Below are 19,772 nucleotides of genomic sequence, written 5' to 3' on the forward strand. Positions count from 1 at the left end.
AATGAAACTTCAGGGAAAAGTAATCGGTTTTGGGTTAACTGGGTCACATTGTACGTATGATGCTGTATATCCTGAAATAGAGGGATTGATTAAAGAAGGTGCTGAAGTACTGCCGGTTGTTACGAATACAGTTCAGCACACTTCCACCCGTTTTGGCACTGAAGGCGAGTGGGTAGAAAAAATTGAGCAGCTTACCGGAAACAGTGTAATCGATTCAATCGTAAAGGCAGAACCTTTGGGACCAAAAATCCCGCTTGACATTATGGTGATAGCACCTTTAACAGGAAATTCAATGAGCAAGCTTGCGAATGCTCTCACAGATTCACCCGTCTTAATGGCAGCCAAAGCCACACTGAGAAATCACCGGCCAGTTGTTATCGGTATTTCTACGAATGATGCACTGGGCTTGAATGGAGCTAACTTGATGAAATTGATGTCCACTAAAAACATTTACTTTATACCCTTTGGGCAGGACGCTCCTTTCAAAAAACCAAACAGCATGGTGGCAAGAATGCACCTTCTGATGGACACAGTGGAAGCCGCCCTTCAGCATAAACAGTATCAGCCAGTTATCATTGAAAAATTTCGTGATGACGAATAGGTATGTTACTGATAAAATAGTATGAAATTCAACAAATTTTTATAAAAGAATGCTAAAATAATACCTACTAAGAGTTTTGGCTGTATCCGCTGATTGCGCGGATACATGTGGAAGGAGTTATTGTACATGAGTGGTTATCATATTGCAGTAGTCGGTGCGACAGGAGCAGTTGGGCAGCAAATGCTGAAAACATTGGAAGATGAAAACTTCCCTATTTCCCAACTGACTTTGCTATCTTCAGAGCGTTCTGCCGGGAAGAAGGTCATCTTTAAAGGGGAAGAGCATGTCGTTAAGGCTGCTGCACCTCAAAGCTTTGAAGGAGTTCAGATTGCACTCTTCAGCGCAGGCGGCAGTGTTTCAAAAGAGCTTGCTTCCGAAGCGGTAAACAGGGGAGCGATTGTTGTCGACAACACAAGCGCATTCCGCATGGACAAAAATGTTCCGCTTGTAGTTCCTGAAGTAAACGAGCATGCATTAAAGGAGCACAACGGGATCATTGCAAACCCCAATTGTTCCACTATTCAAATGGTTGTTGCACTGGAGCCGGTTCGCAAGGCTTTCGGTTTAAATAAGATCATCGTCTCAACTTATCAGGCAGTTTCCGGGGCAGGCGCTGCTGCTATCGAAGAATTGAAAAGCCAGGCGCGTGCAATTCTGGATGAAAAAGAATTTACACCTGAAATACTGCCAGTAGGATCTGATAAGAAACATTATCAAATTGCTTTTAATGCGATTCCTCAAATTGATAAGTTTGAAGAGAACGGTTTTACCTTTGAAGAAATGAAAATGATCAATGAAACTAAAAAAATCATGGAGTATGATGAGCTTCATGTTGCGGCTACATGCGTGCGCCTTCCTGTTGTAACAGGACACTCTGAGTCTGTTTATATAGAGATTGACAATGGTGACGCAACTGTGGAAGATATCAGGGCACTTCTCAAAGAAGCACCGGGAGTTGTCCTTCAGGATAATCCTGAGGAACAGCTGTATCCTATGCCGGCAGATGCTGTAGGATCCAACGATGTATATGTTGGAAGAATCAGAAAAGATCTTGACCGTCCTAACGGGTTTCATTTGTGGATTGTCTCTGATAATTTGTTAAAAGGTGCTGCATGGAATTCTGTCCAGATCGCTCAGAGCCTGGTAAAATTGCAATTAGTATAAAAGTCTGAAGAGAGCGGGCAGTCTATTCCCCTCTCTTCTCTTACGTAAAAAGCAGAGGTGCAGTTGTTCTATGAAAAAAATAATTGTTCAGAAATTCGGAGGGACGTCTGTTCGGGACGATCACGGCCGAAGCCTTGCTCTTAAACATGTTCAGCAGGCATTGGATAAAGACTATAAGGTAGTAATTGTTGTGTCAGCAATGGGCAGATCGGGGGAACCTTACGCAACTGATACGCTGCTCAGTTTATTATATGGACAGCCGGCCGCTATTTCTTCCCGTGAACAAGATATGCTTTTGTCCTGCGGAGAAATTATATCATCCGTTGTTTTTGCTTCGATGCTGACAGAAAACGGGATAAAAGCGGAAGCATTAAATGGTTCCCAAGCAGGAATCAAGACAAACGGGGATTATACGAATGCAAAAATACTCGATGTTAATCCAGAGCATATTTTTCACAAGCTTGAAAATAATCAGGCCGTTGTCGTAGCAGGGTTTCAGGGTTCTGCCAAAAATGGAGATATCACAACGATTGGAAGAGGCGGGAGCGACACGTCTGCTGCAGCTCTAGGCGCTGCGCTGCAGGCCGAGTTTATTGATATATTTACTGATGTGGAAGGAGTTATGACTGCCGATCCACGGATTGTAGAATCAGCAAAACCTTTATCCGTTGTCACTTATACTGAAATTTGTAATCTCGCTTATCAGGGAGCGAAGGTGATACACCCGCGTGCTGTGGAAATTGCCATGCAGGCAAAAGTGCCGATCAGAATTCGGTCAACATACTCGGATTCAACCGGCACGCTTGTCACATCAACCTATCAGGCCAACCGCGGTGCAGATATAAAGGAAAGTGTCATAACAGGCATTGCCCATGTACCGAAAGTAACCCAAATTAAGGTTTCAGCAAAAGATGGGCAGTATAATGTGCAAACAGAAGTGTTCAAAGCAATGGCCAACGCAGGCATCAGTGTAGACTTCTTCAATATCACTCCCTTGGGAGTTGTCTATACAGTCGGCGGTGCCGTAACAGAGAAAGCGGTCGGAATTCTAAAAAATCTCGGTTATGATCCTGCTGTTATCCCGGACTGTGCAAAAGTGTCAACAGTAGGTGCAGGCATAGCAGGAGTGCCGGGTGTGACAGCCAAGATTGTCTCTGCTCTTGCAGAAAAAGGTATTTCAATTCTGCAATCTGCAGACAGCCACACCACCATTTGGGTGCTGGTAAAAGAAACAGATATGATTGACGCCGTTAACGCACTGCATGAAGCGTTTGAACTATCTAACTAACTTACTTTCTCTTTAAACTTGTAAAAAAGGTGGAATGACCCAATGAATTTCGGAAAAGTGTCAACAGCAATGGTTACTCCGTTTGACAAAAACGGCAATATTGATCTTCAAAAAACCACTCAGCTAATCAACTACCTCATTAACAATGGCAGTGACTCCCTGGTTGTCTCAGGAACTACAGGCGAATCACCAACTCTCGCAAATGAGGAAAAAATTGCGCTATTTCAGCATGCGGTGAAAGAGGCAGCAGGGCGTGTTCCAATTATTGCAGGAACAGGCTCAAACAATACAAGGTCTTCTATTGAGCTTACAAAAAAAGCGGAAGAAGCCGGAGTAGATGCCATTATGCTGGTTGCGCCTTATTATAATAAGCCAAGCCAGGAAGGCATGTATCAGCACTTTAAATTGATTGCCGAAAACACTTCACTGCCGGTTATGATCTACAATGTCCCTGGCAGAACAGTTTCTAATATAGACGCTGAAACAGTTGTCAGGCTTTCTGAAATTCCAAATATTGTTGCTGTCAAGGAAGCAAGCGGAAATTTGGATGTGATGGCTGAAATTATTGACAGAACACCAGAAGATTTCGCTCTTTATTCCGGTGACGACGGCTTAACCCTGCCAGTCATTGCAATTGGAGGAAAGGGTGTTGTTTCAGTAGCTTCACATGTTGTAGGCAATGAAATGCAAGCTATGATTTCAGCGTATGAAGAAGGCCGTCCTGCTGAAGCTGCCAAAATACACCGCAGCCTGCTTCCTGTTATGCATGAACTGTTTGCAGCACCAAGTCCGGCTCCGGTTAAAACAGCATTGCAGGTCAGAGGGTTGGATGTTGGTTCAGTAAGGCTTCCTTTGCTTCCATTGACAAACGAACAGCGTAATAAATTAGCAGAGCTTCTTTAGCAGCAGATTTCTGTAAAAGCATGCCCTGGGGGAGACCCCTGGGTTTTTTGCTGTTAATAAATACTGCAATTTATTTGAATGAGATCTCTTGCCAAAGCAAGCAGAGAATACTCCCCGCAACTATCAATACGATAAGCACAGACAGTGAGAAAGCGATTGAGAGATAATATTTCTTGTGTTTACTTTCTTTATTACGTTATAATACGTGTAAGTGATGTTGGACGGGGAAGGTAATGGGGAGGATTTATAATTGAATATTAGACAAGCAGAAAAAATCAAGCTGATCTCTTTAGGCGGGGTTGGGGAGCTGGGCAAAAATATGTATGTGGTGGAAATCGACCAGAGCATATTTGTTGTTGATGCAGGCCTGATGTATCCTGAAGGGGAAATGCTTGGTATTGACGTTGTTATTCCTGATATTACATACCTAACTGAAAATGCAAATCGTGTAAAAGGCGTCTTTTTAACGCACGGCCATGATGAAAACATCGGGGGTATTTTTAATATTATAAAATATATTCCTGCAGTACCTGTTTACGGTACGAGGCTGACTCTTGCACTTGTTGCTGAAAAAATCAAAGAATACGGAATCAAATCAACAACCAATCTCAAGGGAATTCAAGCTTCTACAGAGCTGATCATCGAAAATACGAAAATTTCTTTCTTCCAAACAAATCACAGTATTCCCGACAGTATTGGAGTATGCTTTCATACCAGCATGGGTGCGATTGTCCATACAGGTGACTTCAAATTCGATCAAACAAAATACGGAAGCAGCCAGTCTGACATTGGCAAAATGGCCCGGATTGGCGAGGAGGGCGTTCTTTGTCTTCTTTCAGACAGTACAAACGCTGAGATTCCCGGTTTTACAAAATCTGAGAGCTCAGTTGCCCAGGCTATTTCTGATGCTATGTACAATGCACCTGGCAGAATAATTCTTGCTGCTTATGCTTCAAACTTTAACCGCATTCAGCAGATTGTGGACGGAGCTGCAGAAAACAACAGAAGGCTCGTCATAGTTGGAAAACCGCTTATGAATTTGATTTCAATGGCCATCAGGCTTGGCTACATTCAAGCTGATGAAGATGCGTTTCTTCCGGTACAGGAAATCAGCAAGCATCCAGACAAGCAAATTGCTATTCTGACAACCGGACATAAATCAGAACCTCTTGCAGGGCTGACAAGACTTGCAAAAGGAACAGTTAAACATATTACAATCAGTAAAACTGACACTGTTTTAATAGCGGCTACACCTATTCCCGGCCATGAAATCAGTTTTACTAAAACGATAGATCTTCTTGCAAGGGCAGGAGCCAATGTTCTCGGCGGCAAGCACACCCATGTTTCAGGCCACGGCTATCAGGAAGAACTGAAAATGATGCTGAATATCATGAAACCGCAGTACTTTATTCCGATACAAGGGGAATTCAAAATGCAGCGGGCTCATGCAAAGCTTGCAAATTCAACAGGCATCCCTGATGACCGTATTTTCCTTATTGAAAAGGGAGATGTAGTAGAATTTACACCTGATCATGTCAGGACAGGGAGCAAAGTATCAACCGGCAATGTTCTGATTGACGGCTTAGGGGTAGGAGATATCGGAAACATTGTGCTTCGCGACAGAAGGCTGCTGTCTCAGGATGGTATTCTGATTGTTGTTGTTACTTTAGACAGAAAGCGCAAAAATATCGTAGCAGGGCCTGAAATTATCTCCCGTGGATTTGTTTATGTGAGAGAATCTGAAGCACTGCTGGAGAAATCAACTGTTATTGTAAGCGAGATTGTTTCAGCCACTATGCAGGAACAGGCTATAGAGTGGTCTTCTCTAAAGCTTAAAATAAGAGAATCATTAAATCAGTTTCTTTATGAAAAAACAAAAAGACGTCCGATGATCCTGCCGATCATCATGGAAGTATAAGAGCCAATCGGCTCTTTTTTTGTGCAATAAAAAGGACCTGCTTGCTCGGGGACCATTACTGCAGGTTTTACAATTAATGGACAGGTCATATGCAGCGCTAACTTGCAAACGAGAACAGGAATGAAATTGCACTACACTGCAAAGAATAAGAGTCAGCAAGCTGAAAGGATGGATGACATATGGATCAAAATCAACCGTTATCTAACAACGATGCACTCCACTCCAGTGAACCACAGAAGCCTGAAGGAAAAGAAAGTTCCCTGGTTGAAAAAATCCAGCAGCTCGGGCAGACGAATATTCCGCAGTTTTCTCAAGATTCAAGCATTCATTGTTTAACCATTGTAGGACAGATTGAAGGACATATTCAGCTTCCTCCACAAAACAAAACTACTAAATACGAACATGTTATTCCGCAAATTGTTGCCATTGAGCAAAACCCGAAAATAGAGGGCTTGCTTGTCATTTTAAATACTGTAGGGGGAGACGTGGAGGCAGGACTTGCAATTGCGGAAATGCTGGCCTCTCTTTCCAAGCCCACCGTTTCGATTGTGTTGGGAGGCGGCCATTCTATTGGTGTTCCGATAGCAGTTTCCTGCAATCATTCTTATATAGCGGAAACAGCCACAATGACAATACACCCAGTAAGATTAACAGGACTGGTGATCGGTGTTCCGCAAACCTTTGAATATCTTGATAAAATGCAGGACAGAGTCGTGAATTTTGTAACAAAGCATTCAGGGATTACAGAGGAGAAATTCAAGGAATTGATGTTCTCCAAAGGAAATTTGACCAGAGATATTGGAACTAACGTGGTAGGCAGTGACGCAGTTCAATATGGCTTGATTGACGAAGTTGGCGGAGTTGGGCAGGCGATTAAAAAGTTGAATGGGCTCATAAAGGATACTAAGGCTCAAAACGAGGAGCAGATGCTGCAGTGATTCTTTATACATCTATGCCGCAAGAGCTGATTTTCCCTGTTGAGTCTCAGGCTTATTCCGAAGAGCAAATTGTGACTTGTCAAGGGATTTCAATGGCTGTCAGACCATGCGGAGATGGAAGCTGCGAAGTAGTCAGAATTCTCAGCAGTGATCCTCTTCACTACTTGCAATCTGAATTCTCACCGGGGCAAAAGTTAAAAATGAATTATTCTATTTAACTGTGCATACAGTCTCTATGTTATAATATGTATACAACAAGTCTTTCAGCAGCCGGTTCGGCTGCTTTATTCTTTTTTACATAATATGTATAGCACAGGTGATATGAATGGCGAAAAAAAAGCCAAGACAAAGAAAACAAAGTGCCAGCAAAAATACGCTGTCATTTGAGTTGATTGGAATTCTGCTGATTGCAGGAGCAATCATTTCTATTGCAAATTTAGGGTTTGTCGGGAAATCTATCGTATTGCTTTTCAGGTTTTTTACCGGCGAGTGGTTTATTTTATGTTTAATCGGCCTTCTGATTTTCGGAGGCTACCTATTTTGGAAAAAAAAGATACCAATGTTTTTCACAAGACAAATGACCGGGCTTTACTGTATTATTGCAGCGCTGCTGCTGCTGAGTCATGTCACTCTTTTTAAAAATTTATCCAATAATGGAGTGTTCTCTTCGCCAAGTGTTATTAAGAACACTTGGGACCTTTTCTTTATGGAAGTCCGAGGGGAGATCAGCACACCTGATCTTGGCGGAGGCATTTTAGGGGCCATGTTTTTTGCCGCAGCTTACTATTTGTTTGCAGAAGCGGGTTCCAGAATGATTGCTTTTGTTTTGATTATCATCGGAGTTCTGCTGATAACTGGAAAGTCACTGCAGGAAACTTTAAGCAAATTGTTTGGTCCCATTGCGGGGTTTGGCAGAAAACAGGTCTCAGGGTTCATAAAGGATATGAAAAGTATTCCCAGATATTTAAAGAGCAGCAATCAAAACGGTAAAAAGAAAAAGCGGTCCAGACAGGAAAAGAAGCAGGAAGATACAGTGGAAGAAACGTTGGAGCAGGAGGATGTGATCATTTCAGAACCGATCATATCCAGTTTCGCAGACAGAACGGAACCTCAGTATGACGCTCCGCCACCTTCAAGTGGAGAGGATGACAAACTCAATGAAAAGAATGGGGAGACAGAATCTGAAGAACCTGTTGTGGCGATTTCATTTACAGAGGTCGAAAACAAAGATTACAAACTCCCTCCGCTTGATATTTTGAGTCTTCCAAAGCACAGCGGTCAACAGACTGACAAGAAAAACATATATGAAAATGCCAGAAAGCTCGAAAAAACTTTTCAAAGCTTTGGCGTTAAAGCGAAGGTAACGCAGGTGCATCTGGGGCCGGCTGTTACAAAATATGAAGTTTATCCAGATGCAGGGGTAAAAGTCAGTAAAATTGTAAATCTGAGTGATGATCTTGCACTCGCTCTTGCAGCTAAAGATATTAGAATAGAAGCACCTATTCCCGGTAAGTCTGCAGTTGGAATTGAAGTACCAAATGCGGAAATTGCCATGGTGTCACTTCGTGAGGTACTGGAATCCAAAGCAAACGACAGACCGGACTCCAAGCTGCTGATAGGGTTTGGAAGAGACATTTCTGGAGATGCAGTCCTGGCTGAAATGAACAAAATGCCACATCTGCTTGTAGCCGGTGCTACAGGAAGCGGAAAAAGTGTCTGTATTAACGGCATTATAACAAGCATTTTAATGAGGGCAAAGCCTCATGAAGTAAAAATGATGATGATTGATCCGAAAATGGTCGAACTCAATGTATATAACGGAATTCCTCATTTGCTTGCTCCCGTTGTGACAGATCCGAAAAAAGCTTCTCAGGCATTGAGAAAAGTAGTAAGTGAAATGGAACGAAGGTACGAGCTGTTTTCTCATACAGGCACAAGAAATATAGAAGGATATAATGATTATATTAGAAGAGCTAACAGTGAAGAAGGTGCCAAGCATCCAGAATTGCCTTATATAGTCGTCGTAGTTGACGAGCTTGCCGACTTAATGATGGTTGCCTCATCAGAAGTAGAGGATTCGATAACAAGGCTTGCCCAAATGGCCCGTGCGGCAGGAATACACTTAATTATTGCAACTCAGCGGCCGTCTGTAGATGTTATTACTGGTGTAATCAAAGCGAATATTCCTTCAAGAATCGCATTCAGTGTCTCATCTCAAACAGACTCAAGAACCATTCTGGACATGGGAGGAGCTGAAAAGCTTCTTGGGAGAGGAGATATGCTTTTCCTTCCTGTAGGAGCATCAAAGCCAGTCAGAGTGCAGGGGGCCTTTCTCTCAGACGCAGAGGTTGAAGAAATCGTAGACTATGTCATTTCACAGCAAAAGGCTCAATATCAGGAAGAAATGATCCCTTCAGAAACAACTGAAACAGTATCAGAAGTAACTGACGACTTGTATGAAGACGCAGTTCAATTAGTTGTAGATATGCAAACAGCATCGGTCAGCATGCTTCAAAGAAGATTCAGAGTGGGTTATACAAGGGCCGCCCGGCTTATAGATGCCATGGAGGAAAGAGGCATTGTTGGTCCTTATGAGGGAAGCAAGCCAAGGGAAGTTCTAATCTCAAAGGCCCAGCATGAAGAAATGAGTTCATAAAAAAGAAGGCAAATTCGCCTTCTTTTTTTTATGCAAATAATGTATAGGAATAGTTTGAAGGCATGAATCGGGCATTAAGCCATATGATGGAATATCGGCAGAAAGTCCCGATTTCGCTCTATAACTTAAGAAGTCAGACCCCTTATAAATATTCAGACTACCCTGTTTCCAGTTAACATAATGTTATTATGAATGTTAATTCAACGTAAAAGAATTGTAACTTATTCGACAAAATTATTAATATTCCTATTTATTTATCATTTAAAACATGATATATTATTTTGGATTAGAAAAGGTTATTCATCAGAGGTCTGATCTCTGTAACGTTGTAAGCTGGAGGCTGATATGACTATAAAATCAGACAATCGTCATTTATATTTACAAGTTATTGATAAAATTAAGGACGATATACACAAGGGAATATATTTGGAAAAGCAAAAGCTTCCTTCCGAATTTGAATTATCAAAAACCCTCGGGGTCAGCCGAGCGACCCTGCGTGAAGCCCTCAGAATTCTGGAAGAAGAAAACGTTATCATTAGAAGGCATGGAGTAGGCACTTTTATTAACTCTAAGCCACTGTTTTCCTCTGGTATTGAACAGCTCAACAGTGTTACTGCCATGATAGAAAATGGAAGCAGAGTGCCGGGAACTATTTTTTTGTCTTCAATGGAGACAAGCCCGACAGAAGAGGACGCCAAAAAATTTCAATGCAGTCCAGAGCAGGATATGTTCGTTCTCGAGAGAGTCAGAACTGCAAATGAAGAACCTGTCGTTTACTGCCTTGATAAAATACCCAGAAACCTGCTGCCTCAAACCTTTATTCATGAGCAAGAATCATTATTGGAGCTTTTAGAAGAAGAAGCTGGGAAATACATCAGCTATGCTGTAACTGAAATTGAGCCAATTGGCTATCACGAAAAAATTTCACAGGTACTTGAATGTGATCCTGAAACATCTTTGCTCCTGTTAAAGCAAATGCATTTTGACGAATATGACCAGCCGGTCCTTTACTCTCTAAATTACTTTAAAGCAGATAAATTCAGTTTTCATGTAGTAAGAAAGCGTTTATAAACTGCAAAATTTTAAGGAGGTGATGGTAAGCTTATTCGGAAGTGAATTCCATCATTTTGTGGAATGCAACAAATTATATTAATCGGGGGTTAAGAAAATAATGAAAAAGAAAATGGGTTTAGCACTTACATTAATGCTTGCGGCAGGATCAATTTTAGGAGCCTGCGGCGGAAATTCTAACAATACTTCCGGCAGTACTTCCGGCAGCGGAGAAGAAGGAGACAAAGCGTTTACAGTAGCGATGGTTACAGATGTTGGCGGCGTTGATGACAAATCCTTCAACCAGTCTGCTTGGGAAGGACTAAAAGCTTACGGTGATGACAACAGCCTTGAAAAAGGAAGCAAAGGCTATGATTATCTTCAATCTGCCAGTGATGCAGACTACGCAACAAACCTGAATACACTTGCACGTAAAAATTTCGACCTTATCTACGGAATCGGCTACCAGCTTCAGGGAGCTGTTGAAGAAATCGCACAGCAGCAGAAAGAATCTAAGTTTGCTATTGTAGATAGCGTAGTTGAGCAGCCTAACGTAGCCAGCATCAACTTTAAAGAGCACCAAGGATCATTCCTTGTAGGAGTGGTTGCAGGATTGACTACTAAAACTAACAAAGTTGGTTTTGTTGGCGGTATGGAATCTGATCTTATCACTAAATTCGAAGTAGGGTTCATCGAAGGCGTTAAGGCTGTAAATCCTGATGCAACAATCGATGTCCAGTATGCTGGCGCTTTTGATAAAGCAGATTTAGGTAAAGCGATTGCTTCCAGTATGTATAAATCTGGTGCGGACATCATTTACCATGCAGCAGGCGGCACTGGAAACGGAGTATTCTCAGAAGCTATCGATCTTAAAGTTGCTGATCCTGAGCGTGAGCTTTGGGTAATCGGAGTAGACAAAGATCAGCATGAAGAAGGTAACGGCAAAACGAAAGACGGCGAAGATTTTAACATTACACTTACTTCAATGGTAAAACGTGTTGACGTAGCAGTAAAAGACCTTGCTGAAAAAGCAAAAGACGGCAACTTCCCTGGCGGAGAAATTATTGAATACGGCTTGGAAGAAGATGCAATCGGAATTGCACCATCTACAGAACACCTTTCAGAAGAAATCATCAAATCTGTTGAAGATTACAAACAAAAAATCTCCAGCGGTGAAATTGAAGTTCCAACTAAAAAATAATCAGCATGAATTCTAGGATCAAGGCTAGAATATATATCTAGCCTTTTTCTTACGAAAAAAATCATTGATTAAGAGTCTATAAGACTAGATTTGTAGATTCTTAGGTGATGATTTTTCAGCAAATTACCCTAATACTCTCTATTAAAAGGAGTGAACCCCTTTGGAATACGTAATTGAAATGCTCAATATCAGAAAGGAATTTCCCGGCATTGTTGCAAATGACAACATTACACTTCAGGTAAAACCAGGTGAAATACATGCGCTGCTCGGGGAAAACGGGGCAGGTAAATCAACGCTTATGAACGTTCTGTTTGGTTTATATCAGCCTGAGCGTGGAGAAATTCGAGTAAAGGGAAATCCGGTAAGCATAACAAACCCCAATATCGCTAACGATCTTGGAATAGGTATGGTACACCAACATTTCATGCTTGTCAACACTTTTACTGTTACCGAAAACATTATTTTAGGTAACGAACCACAAAAAGCAGGTAAAATTGACATGAAGCATGCAGAAAAGCTGGTGAAAGATATTTCTGAAAAATACGGACTTTCCGTAGATCCGTCAGCTAAAATAGCCGATATTTCAGTTGGTATGCAGCAGCGGGTTGAAATACTAAAAACCCTGTACAGGGGGGCAGAAATTTTAATCTTTGATGAACCTACGGCAGTATTGACTCCTCAGGAAATTAAAGAACTTGTTCAAATAATGAAAACCCTTATTAAAGAAGGAAAGTCCATTATTCTTATCACGCACAAATTAAAAGAAATCATGGAGGTATGTGACAGAGTTACCGTCATTCGAAAGGGTGCTGGGATAGGGACGGTAAATGTGTCAGAAACCAATCCAAATGAACTCGCTTCATTAATGGTTGGCAGGGAAGTCCTGTTTACTACTGAAAAAACGTCAGCAAATCCTAAGGAAAATGTACTGAATATTCAAGGATTAACAGTAAAAGACGCAAGAAATGTCACAGCTGTAAATTCTCTTAATCTTTCTGTCAGAGCAGGTGAAATTGTCGGCATAGCCGGCGTAGATGGAAACGGACAGTCCGAGTTAATTGAGGCAATTACGGGACTTAGGAAAATTGAATCAGGCAGCATTTCATTGAATGGCAAAAACATTCAAAATCTTCCTCCGAGAAAGATTACAGAATCCGGATTGGGCCATATCCCTCAAGACCGCCATAAACATGGTCTCGTACTTGATTTTCCTATTGGGGAAAACATGGTGCTTCAAACCTATTATCAAAAGCCTAACTCCAATAGGGGTGTTCTAAACTTCAAGGAAATATATAGTAAAGCAACATCACTCATAAAGGAATTTGATGTGAGAACACCTAGTACTTCCACACTTGCCAGAGCTTTATCGGGCGGAAATCAGCAAAAAGCGATCATCGGCCGGGAAGTAGACCGAAATCCTGATTTATTGATTGCAGCTCAGCCTACAAGAGGACTGGATGTGGGAGCGATAGAATTTATTCATCGCAGACTGATTGAGCAGAGAGATCAAGGAAAAGCAGTTTTGCTTCTTTCTTTTGAACTTGATGAAATTTTAAATGTCAGTGACCGGATTGCTGTCATCTACGAAGGACAGATTATAGCGGTTGTAGACCCGAAAGAAACAACAGAACAAGAACTGGGCTTGCTAATGGCAGGCAGCAGGAAGGCAGGTGCTGCAACATGAGTTTACATCGTTATTTACATTTACTGATTCCTATAGTTTCTGTACTTCTTGGACTGCTTTGTGGAGCAGTGATTATGCTGGTCAGCGGCTATGATCCTGTAGCTGGATACAGCGCCCTGTGGTACGGAATTTTCGGCGAGTCTTATTATATAGGTGAAACGATCCGCCAGTTTACCCCTTATATCTTAACAGGACTTGCTGTCGCTTTTGCCTTTAGAACTGGTTTATTCAATATTGGAGTAGAGGGACAGGTTCTGGTAGGATGGTTTGCCGCAGTGTGGGTTGGAGTTGCTTTTGAGCTGCCAAAGCTTATTCACCTTCCGCTTGCCATATTGGCAGCAGCTATTGCCGGGGCACTGTGGGGATTTATTCCCGGTTTCTTAAAAGCGCGCTTTAAAGTACATGAAGTCATCGTTACGATCATGATGAACTATATCGCTCTGCATGTAACAAACTACATGATCAGAACTGTTCTTTCTGACAACGGAGACAGATCTGACAAAATCTTTTCCAGTGCTTCTCTCCGGTCAGAAACGTTTGAGAGCATGACTGACTATTCCAGAATGCATTACGGAATTTTTATAGCGCTGGCAGCTGTGTTTATTATGTGGTTCCTTCTTGAAAAAACAACTAAGGGATACGAACTTCGGTCAGTGGGCTTTAATCAGGAAGCAGCGCATTATGCCGGAATGAACGTTAACCGCAATATTGTTCTTTCAATGGTTATTTCAGGTGCTTTTGCAGGTGTTGCCGGAGCTATGGAAGGCCTCGGAACATTTGAGTATGCTTCCATAAAAGGCGGCTTTACCGGTATCGGCTTTGATGGAATCGCAGTAGCTCTTCTTGGAGCGAATTCAGCGATTGGCATTATTTTTGCAGCTTTTCTGTTTGGCGGTCTGAAAGTCGGGGCTTTGAATATGCCTTCTGAAGCTGGTGTTCCAAACGAGCTGGTTGAAATTGTGATTGCATTGATTATTTTCTTCGTTGCTTCGAGCTACTTTATCCGCTGGCTGCTGCTTCGCTTTAAAAAGGAGGGGAAATAAGTGGGTATTCTTCAAGCGTTAGAAATCATCATTCCTACAGCACTGTTTGTTGCAGCTCCACTTATTTTTGCTGCACTTGGAGGGGTTTTCAGTGAACGTTCCGGTGTTGTTAATATAGGCTTGGAAGGATTAATGGTAATTGGAGCATTCGTGGGAATTGTTTTCAACTTAACTTTTGCTGATACGTTCGGCAATGCAACCCCATGGCTGTCCATCCTGGCCGCTATGGCTGCAGCCGCAGTGTTTTCCTTGCTGCATGCGCTAGCAACAATTACTTTCCGCGCGGACCAGGTTGTCAGCGGAGTAGCCATTAACTTCCTGGCTCTTGGCCTGACTTTGTTTCTAGTAAAGAACATTTACGAAAAAGGGCAAACTGACCGTATTTCTGTCAGCTTTAATAAATTTGATGTTCCTTTTCTCAGTGATATCCCAGTGATTGGTCCCCTGTTTTTTTCAGGAGGCTACATTACTTCTTATTTAGCTATTTTGACAGCGGTAGCATCATGGTATGTCATTTATAAAACACCATTTGGATTGCGCCTCCGCTCCGTTGGTGAGCATCCAATGGCTGCAGACACGATGGGGATTAATGTGACCAGAATGAGGTATATCGGAGTGATGTTGAGCGGTGCTCTCGCAGGAGTAGGCGGCGGGGTATACGCTACAATCATTTCAAGGGATTTCAGCCATGCTACGATCAGCGGACAAGGATTTATGGCATTGGCCGCTTTGATATTTGGTAAATGGCATCCGCTTGGAGCTATGGGGGCAGCACTGTTTTTTGGTCTTGCACAGGGGCTCAGCATCATTGGAGGCTCTATACCCTTATTAAAAGACGTTCCATCAGTGTACCTGCTGATCACTCCTTATGTATTGACGATTCTCGCTTTAACTGGATTTATCGGGCGTGCAGATTCACCAAAAGCTCTAGGAACTCCATATATAAAAGGAAAAAGATAAATCCAAAGCTGTTCTGAAAAGAACAGCTTTTTCTTTTTGGCCGTATAGGATATCAACGTTAAAGGAACAATTTAAAAAGTAAACCTAAAATACGGCAAAAGGTGACGGATATGGGACAAAAGAAAAAATTAGATCTGCTTGCATTATCATCAGTTCCGCTTGTCATGACACTTGGGAACTCCATGTTAATTCCGGTTCTTCCTTCTATAGAAAAAGAACTCGGCATCAGCTCTTTTCAAGTATCATTAATTATCACGGTATACTCCATAGTAGCAATCATTTTGATTCCTATTGCAGGTTACCTTTCTGACCGGTTGGGAAGAAAGCTTGTAATGGTCCCTTGCCTGATCATTGCTGGTTTAGGGGGAGCAGTGTCAGCATGGGCTTCCTGGAAAATAAATGATCCGTTTATGTGGATTATCTTTGGCAGAGTCTTGCAGGGAATTGGATCTGCAGGAGCTGCACCTGTTGTAATCCCGCTGATTGGGGATATGTTTGAAAAGGATGAAGAGATCAGCGCTGGACTTGGTCTTACAGAAACCGCGAATACAGGAGGTAAAGTACTAAGTCCGATTATCGGAGCTTTCCTTGCTACGTTTATTTGGTTTTTGCCATTCTGGTTTATTCCATTTTTCAGCCTGGTGAGCGTACTGCTCGTTTTCTTCCTGGTTAAATCGCCTAAAAAGAAAAAGGAAAAGCAATCAATCAAGGAATTTTTCCATCAAGTGGGAAAAGTGTTTAAGAGCAGCGGACGCTGGCTTTATACGATCTTTGCAGTGGGCTGTATTATTATGTTTGTACTGTTTGGTGTTTTATTTTACCTCTCAGATACGCTGGAGAAAAATTATCACATTAACGGAGTGACTAAAGGCTTGCTTTTGGCTATCCCGCTTTTGGCTTTATCAATCAGCTCCTATGTTTCGGGCAAAAAGATTGGAAATAACAAACATTTAATGAAAATGGTTACGCTTGGCGGAATGGGGCTTCTTGCAGTATCTTTTGTTGCAATTAGATTTCAGCATGAATTTCTCTTTCTACTGTCTTTTTTAGTACTCAGCGGAATTGGCATTGGCGTATCGCTTCCTTGCCTGGATGCCCTGATTACAGAAGGAATTGAAAAAGAACAAAGAGGTACGATTACATCGTTTTACAGTGCAATGAGATTTATTGGTGTTGCAGCAGGGCCTCCCACGTATGCGTTTTTAATGGGAAAAGGCGACCATATGATTTACTATGTATCCGGCGGGACAAGTTTACTCGCCTTCGTCCTGGTTCTCTTTTTTATCAGGCCGCCGGGCAAAGAGGAAGAAGAAAAAGACAAAAAGAATAAAGGGGAACACCTGCTGAACCCAACCTAGCATCGACTAAATAAATAAGAAAAATTACAATAAGATATGCAATGAAACGCTCAGAAAAGTTGTAACTCTGAGCGTTTCTTCTTATTGATCAATAGCGGCTGTTTCTTAGGAGATAAGAAAAACTTTATGGAAACAACCTGAAAATGCAGGTCCTGTGCGCTCACTCCGCTTCGCTATTTGAGAACCGCTGACTTCAATCCAGTTAGATTATTCTCGTAAGTAAGAGAGGTCCTGCAGTACTCCCTCCGTTCTAACGGGCAGCGTAAAAATTGTTAACCGCACGATACTTCATAAATTTTAAAGAAGCCATGAAGCACAAAGTTTCCTAAAATACCCTGCAGTTGATATAATTGCTAGGATAAAGGTATAGGTATATATATAAAAGTGGCAAAACTAAGTATGATGTTGTTTTATAACGAGGAGGTTATGTATGAGTCTTATAAATGAAAACACAGTAGAACATAATGGAGTGAAAATTCACAGTATTTCAACCGAAAAGTTTAAAACAAATACAATTGTACTCCGTCTGTCAGCACCCCTGAACAAAGAAGATGTCACACTGCGTGCCCTTTTGCCACATGTCCTGCAAAGGGCTGCGGCAGATTTTCCTTCCACAACAGAATTACGAAGATATCTGGATGAGCTATACGGTGCAACCCTTCATGTGGACTTGTCCAAAAAAGGAGAAAAGCATATTATCACTTTTAGAATGGAGATAGCAAACGAACATTACTTAAAGGATAGTGAACCCCTGCTTGAAAAAGGGATGCAGCTGCTTTCACAAATTCTGCTGAAACCGCTTGTGGAGAACGGCCGTTTTTCTGAAACTATTGTAAATCAGGAAAAAAGGACTTTAAAACAGCGAATTCAAGCAGTTTATGATGATAAAATGAGATATTCAAATTTAAGGCTTGTTCAGGAAATGTTTAAAAATGAACCTTATGCCCTGCATGTTAATGGGGAAGTTGACGCTATAGACCAAATCACACCCCAGTCTCTCTACGAATACTATTCACGAATTTTGAAGGAAGATAAAATTGATTTGTACATTGTCGGAGATGTAAAAGACGAGGAAGCAGCCGAGTACGCTAAAAAATACTTTTTCATACATGATCATATGTCTTCAAAAAGCATGGCAGAGAAGAAAACTGTGAGTGCCGGCGAAGTAAATGAAGTGATCGAAAAACAGGATGTGAAACAAGGAAAGCTGAATATGGGCTTTCGCACCAACATTGTGTACAGTGACAGCGATTATTACGCTTTGCAAGTGCTGAATGGTATTTATGGCGGTTTTTCACATTCCAAACTGTTTATCAACATTCGTGAAAAAGAAAGTCTTGCCTATTATGCAGCTTCCCGCGTTGAAAGCCATAAAGGTGTATTAATGGTGATGTCAGGCATTGAAGAGGCAAATTATGATAAAGCTCTGACAATTATTAAAAAACAAATGGAAGAAATTAAGAACGGAAACGTGTCAGACCAGGAACTATCTCAAACAAAAGCAGTCATCAATAATCAGCTTCTTGAAACCATAGATACTTCCTATGGGATGATTGAGGTGCTGTACCATAATGAAATTTCCGGAACGGACAGGACTTTTGATGAATGGATGAATGGCATCAGCTCTGTTACAAGAGATGAAGTCATTGATGCTGCTAAAAAAATAGAACTGGATACAATATATTTTCTTAAGGGGGATGCGCAATGACAAACCCGATTCATTTTCAGCAGCTGAATGAAAAGCTTTATTATGAGCAGATGGAAAACGGGCTGGATGTGTACGTCCTACCTAAAAAAGGTTTTAATAAAACGTACGCTACGTTTACAACTAAATATGGTTCTGTTGACAATGAGTTTGTTCCTTTAGGGAAATCCGACATGACAAGAGTGCCTGACGGGATTGCCCACTTTCTGGAGCATAAGCTATTTGAAAAAGAAGATGGAGATGTATTTCAGCAATTCAGCCAGCAGGGTGCTTCAGCGAATGCATTTACGTCATTTACCAGAACTGCTTATTTGTTCTCAAGTACTGCTAATGTAGAACGAAATCTTGAAACATTGATAGATTTTGTACAAGAGCCTTATTTCTCGGAAAAAACTGTCGAGAAAGAAAAAGGAATCATTGGGCAGGAAATCAATATGTATGACGATAATCCTGATTGGAGGCTCTACTTTGGCCTGATTCAAAACATGTACAGCGAGCATCCCGTCAGCATAGATATTGCTGGTACAATTGACTCTATTTCTAACATTACTGCCGATCTGCTGTATGAATGCTATCATACTTTTTACCATCCGAAAAATATGCTTTTGTTTGTGGTGGGGGCAGTTGATCCGGAAGCAGTGCTGCAGCAGGTAAGAAATAATCAAGCTAAGAAAGAATTTGCTGAAATGTCTTCTATCAATAGAAAGGAAGCTCATATTGAGGGCGGCGTTTCACAAAAGCAGCAGCAAATTCATATGAACGTCCAGACTCCTAAATGCCTCGTCGGTCTGAAATCTAAATCTCCAGACAGATCAGGGGAAAAGCTGCTGAAGCATGAGCTTTCCATGAATTTAATTCTTGACAGCTTATTTGGAAAAAGCTCGGATCAATACCGTTCACTATATGAAAAAGGATTGATTGATGATACGTTCAGTTATGATTATACAGAAGAAAACGGATTCGGTTTTGCAATGATCGGAGGAGACACAGATCGGCCGGATGAACTCGCTGAGGAAATTCAGCAAATACTTCTGAAAGCAAAAAAAGACGGCTTACATCAGGAAATTGTTGAAACGGCTAAAAAGAAAAAAATCGGATCTTTTCTGAGAGCAGTAAATTCACCAGAATATATTGCAAATCAGTTTACCAGGTACGCTTTTAATGACATGAATTTATTTGATGTCGTTCCGGTACTGGAAACGCTGAATGCAGACCACATACAGCAGACAATCAGTGAAAGTATTGATGAAAACCTGCTGACTGTCTGTCAGGTTCTTCCGAAGCAATAACATCCTTTTCAGGG

The 19,772-nt window shown here is 41.5% G+C and carries 16 protein-coding genes; all 16 read left to right on the plus strand.

Features of this window, described 5'->3' with window-relative positions:
• The first annotated feature begins 1 nt into the window (after position 1).
• The 16 genes from GJU40_RS00490 (at position 2) to yfmH (ending at position 19,758) form a co-directional block, all read left to right on the plus strand.
• Positions 2–601 carry a dipicolinate synthase subunit B gene (locus GJU40_RS00490; protein ID WP_154305772.1) on the plus strand — a complete coding sequence of 200 codons (600 nt, stop codon included), beginning with the start codon at positions 2–4 and terminating at the stop codon, positions 599–601.
• Between the two features lie 126 nt (positions 602–727).
• Entirely contained in the window at positions 728–1,765 is a 1,038-nt protein-coding gene (gene asd / locus GJU40_RS00495) for an aspartate-semialdehyde dehydrogenase (protein ID WP_246188230.1), read from the plus strand.
• A gap of 70 nt (positions 1,766–1,835) precedes the next feature.
• Positions 1,836–3,053: an aspartate kinase gene (gene dapG, locus GJU40_RS00500; RefSeq protein ID WP_154305774.1), complete on the plus strand. Its 1,218-nt coding sequence runs from the start codon at positions 1,836–1,838 to the stop codon at positions 3,051–3,053.
• 42 nt (positions 3,054–3,095) lie between these two features.
• Entirely contained in the window at positions 3,096–3,956 is an 861-nt protein-coding gene (dapA, locus tag GJU40_RS00505) for a 4-hydroxy-tetrahydrodipicolinate synthase (protein WP_154305775.1), read from the plus strand.
• Between the two features lie 250 nt (positions 3,957–4,206).
• A complete protein-coding gene (locus GJU40_RS00510) occupies positions 4,207–5,874 on the plus strand; it encodes a ribonuclease J (protein WP_154305776.1) in 1,668 nt (555 codons plus the stop codon).
• Positions 5,875–6,053: 179 nt separating this feature from the next.
• The gene (locus GJU40_RS00515) at positions 6,054–6,812 is read left to right on the plus strand and encodes a ClpP family protease (protein ID WP_154305777.1); all 759 of its coding nucleotides are present in this window, start codon (positions 6,054–6,056) and stop codon (positions 6,810–6,812) included.
• A complete protein-coding gene (locus GJU40_RS00520) occupies positions 6,809–7,030 on the plus strand; it encodes a YlzJ-like family protein (RefSeq protein WP_154305778.1) in 222 nt (73 codons plus the stop codon). The genes GJU40_RS00515 and GJU40_RS00520 overlap by 4 nt, the downstream gene beginning before the upstream one ends.
• Before the next feature lie 107 nt (positions 7,031–7,137).
• Positions 7,138–9,468 carry a DNA translocase FtsK gene (locus GJU40_RS00525; RefSeq protein ID WP_154305779.1) on the plus strand — a complete coding sequence of 777 codons (2,331 nt, stop codon included), beginning with the start codon at positions 7,138–7,140 and terminating at the stop codon, positions 9,466–9,468.
• Between the two features lie 345 nt (positions 9,469–9,813).
• A complete protein-coding gene (locus tag GJU40_RS00530; protein ID WP_154305780.1) occupies positions 9,814–10,539 on the plus strand; it encodes a GntR family transcriptional regulator in 726 nt (241 codons plus the stop codon).
• 100 nt (positions 10,540–10,639) lie between these two features.
• Positions 10,640–11,719 carry a BMP family lipoprotein gene (locus GJU40_RS00535; protein WP_154305781.1) on the plus strand — a complete coding sequence of 360 codons (1,080 nt, stop codon included), beginning with the start codon at positions 10,640–10,642 and terminating at the stop codon, positions 11,717–11,719.
• 160 nt (positions 11,720–11,879) lie between these two features.
• Positions 11,880–13,403, plus strand: a complete 1,524-nt coding sequence (locus tag GJU40_RS00540; RefSeq protein ID WP_154305782.1) for an ABC transporter ATP-binding protein — start codon at positions 11,880–11,882, stop codon at positions 13,401–13,403.
• Positions 13,400–14,446 (plus strand): ABC transporter permease, encoded by a 1,047-nt coding sequence (locus tag GJU40_RS00545; protein ID WP_154305783.1) that lies wholly within the window; start codon positions 13,400–13,402, stop codon positions 14,444–14,446. The genes GJU40_RS00540 and GJU40_RS00545 overlap by 4 nt, the downstream gene beginning before the upstream one ends.
• Before the next feature lie 6 nt (positions 14,447–14,452).
• Positions 14,453–15,406, plus strand: coding sequence for an ABC transporter permease (locus tag GJU40_RS00550; RefSeq protein ID WP_343031331.1), 954 nt, complete (start codon positions 14,453–14,455; stop codon positions 15,404–15,406).
• 110 nt (positions 15,407–15,516) lie between these two features.
• The gene (gene bcbE, locus GJU40_RS00555; protein ID WP_154305784.1) at positions 15,517–16,764 is read left to right on the plus strand and encodes a bacillibactin exporter BcbE; all 1,248 of its coding nucleotides are present in this window, start codon (positions 15,517–15,519) and stop codon (positions 16,762–16,764) included.
• 430 nt (positions 16,765–17,194) lie between these two features.
• Complete coding sequence (gene yfmF, locus GJU40_RS00560; RefSeq protein ID WP_154305785.1) at positions 17,195–18,472, plus strand: EF-P 5-aminopentanol modification-associated protein YfmF; 1,278 nt, start codon at positions 17,195–17,197, stop codon at positions 18,470–18,472.
• Positions 18,469–19,758, plus strand: coding sequence for an EF-P 5-aminopentanol modification-associated protein YfmH (gene yfmH / locus GJU40_RS00565; protein ID WP_154305786.1), 1,290 nt, complete (start codon positions 18,469–18,471; stop codon positions 19,756–19,758). The genes yfmF and yfmH overlap by 4 nt, the downstream gene beginning before the upstream one ends.
• Positions 19,759–19,772 lie beyond the last annotated feature (14 nt).

The sequence above is a fragment of the Metabacillus lacus genome (genome assembly GCF_009674805.1).
Taxonomy (GTDB): domain Bacteria; phylum Bacillota; class Bacilli; order Bacillales; family Bacillaceae; genus Metabacillus_C; species Metabacillus_C lacus.

Excerpts from the sequence above, each read along its gene's own strand:
- GJU40_RS00490 (WP_154305772.1), top strand. The coding sequence starts at position 2 with ATGAAACTTCAGGGAAAAGTAATCGGTTTTGGGTTAACTGGGTCACAT.
- asd (WP_246188230.1), top strand. The coding sequence starts at position 728 with ATGAGTGGTTATCATATTGCAGTAGTCGGTGCGACAGGAGCAGTTGGG.
- dapG (WP_154305774.1), top strand. The coding sequence starts at position 1,836 with ATGAAAAAAATAATTGTTCAGAAATTCGGAGGGACGTCTGTTCGGGAC.
- dapA (WP_154305775.1), top strand. The coding sequence starts at position 3,096 with ATGAATTTCGGAAAAGTGTCAACAGCAATGGTTACTCCGTTTGACAAA.
- GJU40_RS00515 (WP_154305777.1), top strand. The coding sequence starts at position 6,054 with ATGGATCAAAATCAACCGTTATCTAACAACGATGCACTCCACTCCAGT.
- GJU40_RS00525 (WP_154305779.1), top strand. The coding sequence starts at position 7,138 with ATGGCGAAAAAAAAGCCAAGACAAAGAAAACAAAGTGCCAGCAAAAAT.
- GJU40_RS00530 (WP_154305780.1), top strand. The coding sequence starts at position 9,814 with ATGACTATAAAATCAGACAATCGTCATTTATATTTACAAGTTATTGAT.
- GJU40_RS00535 (WP_154305781.1), top strand. The coding sequence starts at position 10,640 with ATGAAAAAGAAAATGGGTTTAGCACTTACATTAATGCTTGCGGCAGGA.
- GJU40_RS00545 (WP_154305783.1), top strand. The coding sequence starts at position 13,400 with ATGAGTTTACATCGTTATTTACATTTACTGATTCCTATAGTTTCTGTA.
- bcbE (WP_154305784.1), top strand. The coding sequence starts at position 15,517 with ATGGGACAAAAGAAAAAATTAGATCTGCTTGCATTATCATCAGTTCCG.
- yfmF (WP_154305785.1), top strand. The coding sequence starts at position 17,195 with ATGAGTCTTATAAATGAAAACACAGTAGAACATAATGGAGTGAAAATT.
- yfmH (WP_154305786.1), top strand. The coding sequence starts at position 18,469 with ATGACAAACCCGATTCATTTTCAGCAGCTGAATGAAAAGCTTTATTAT.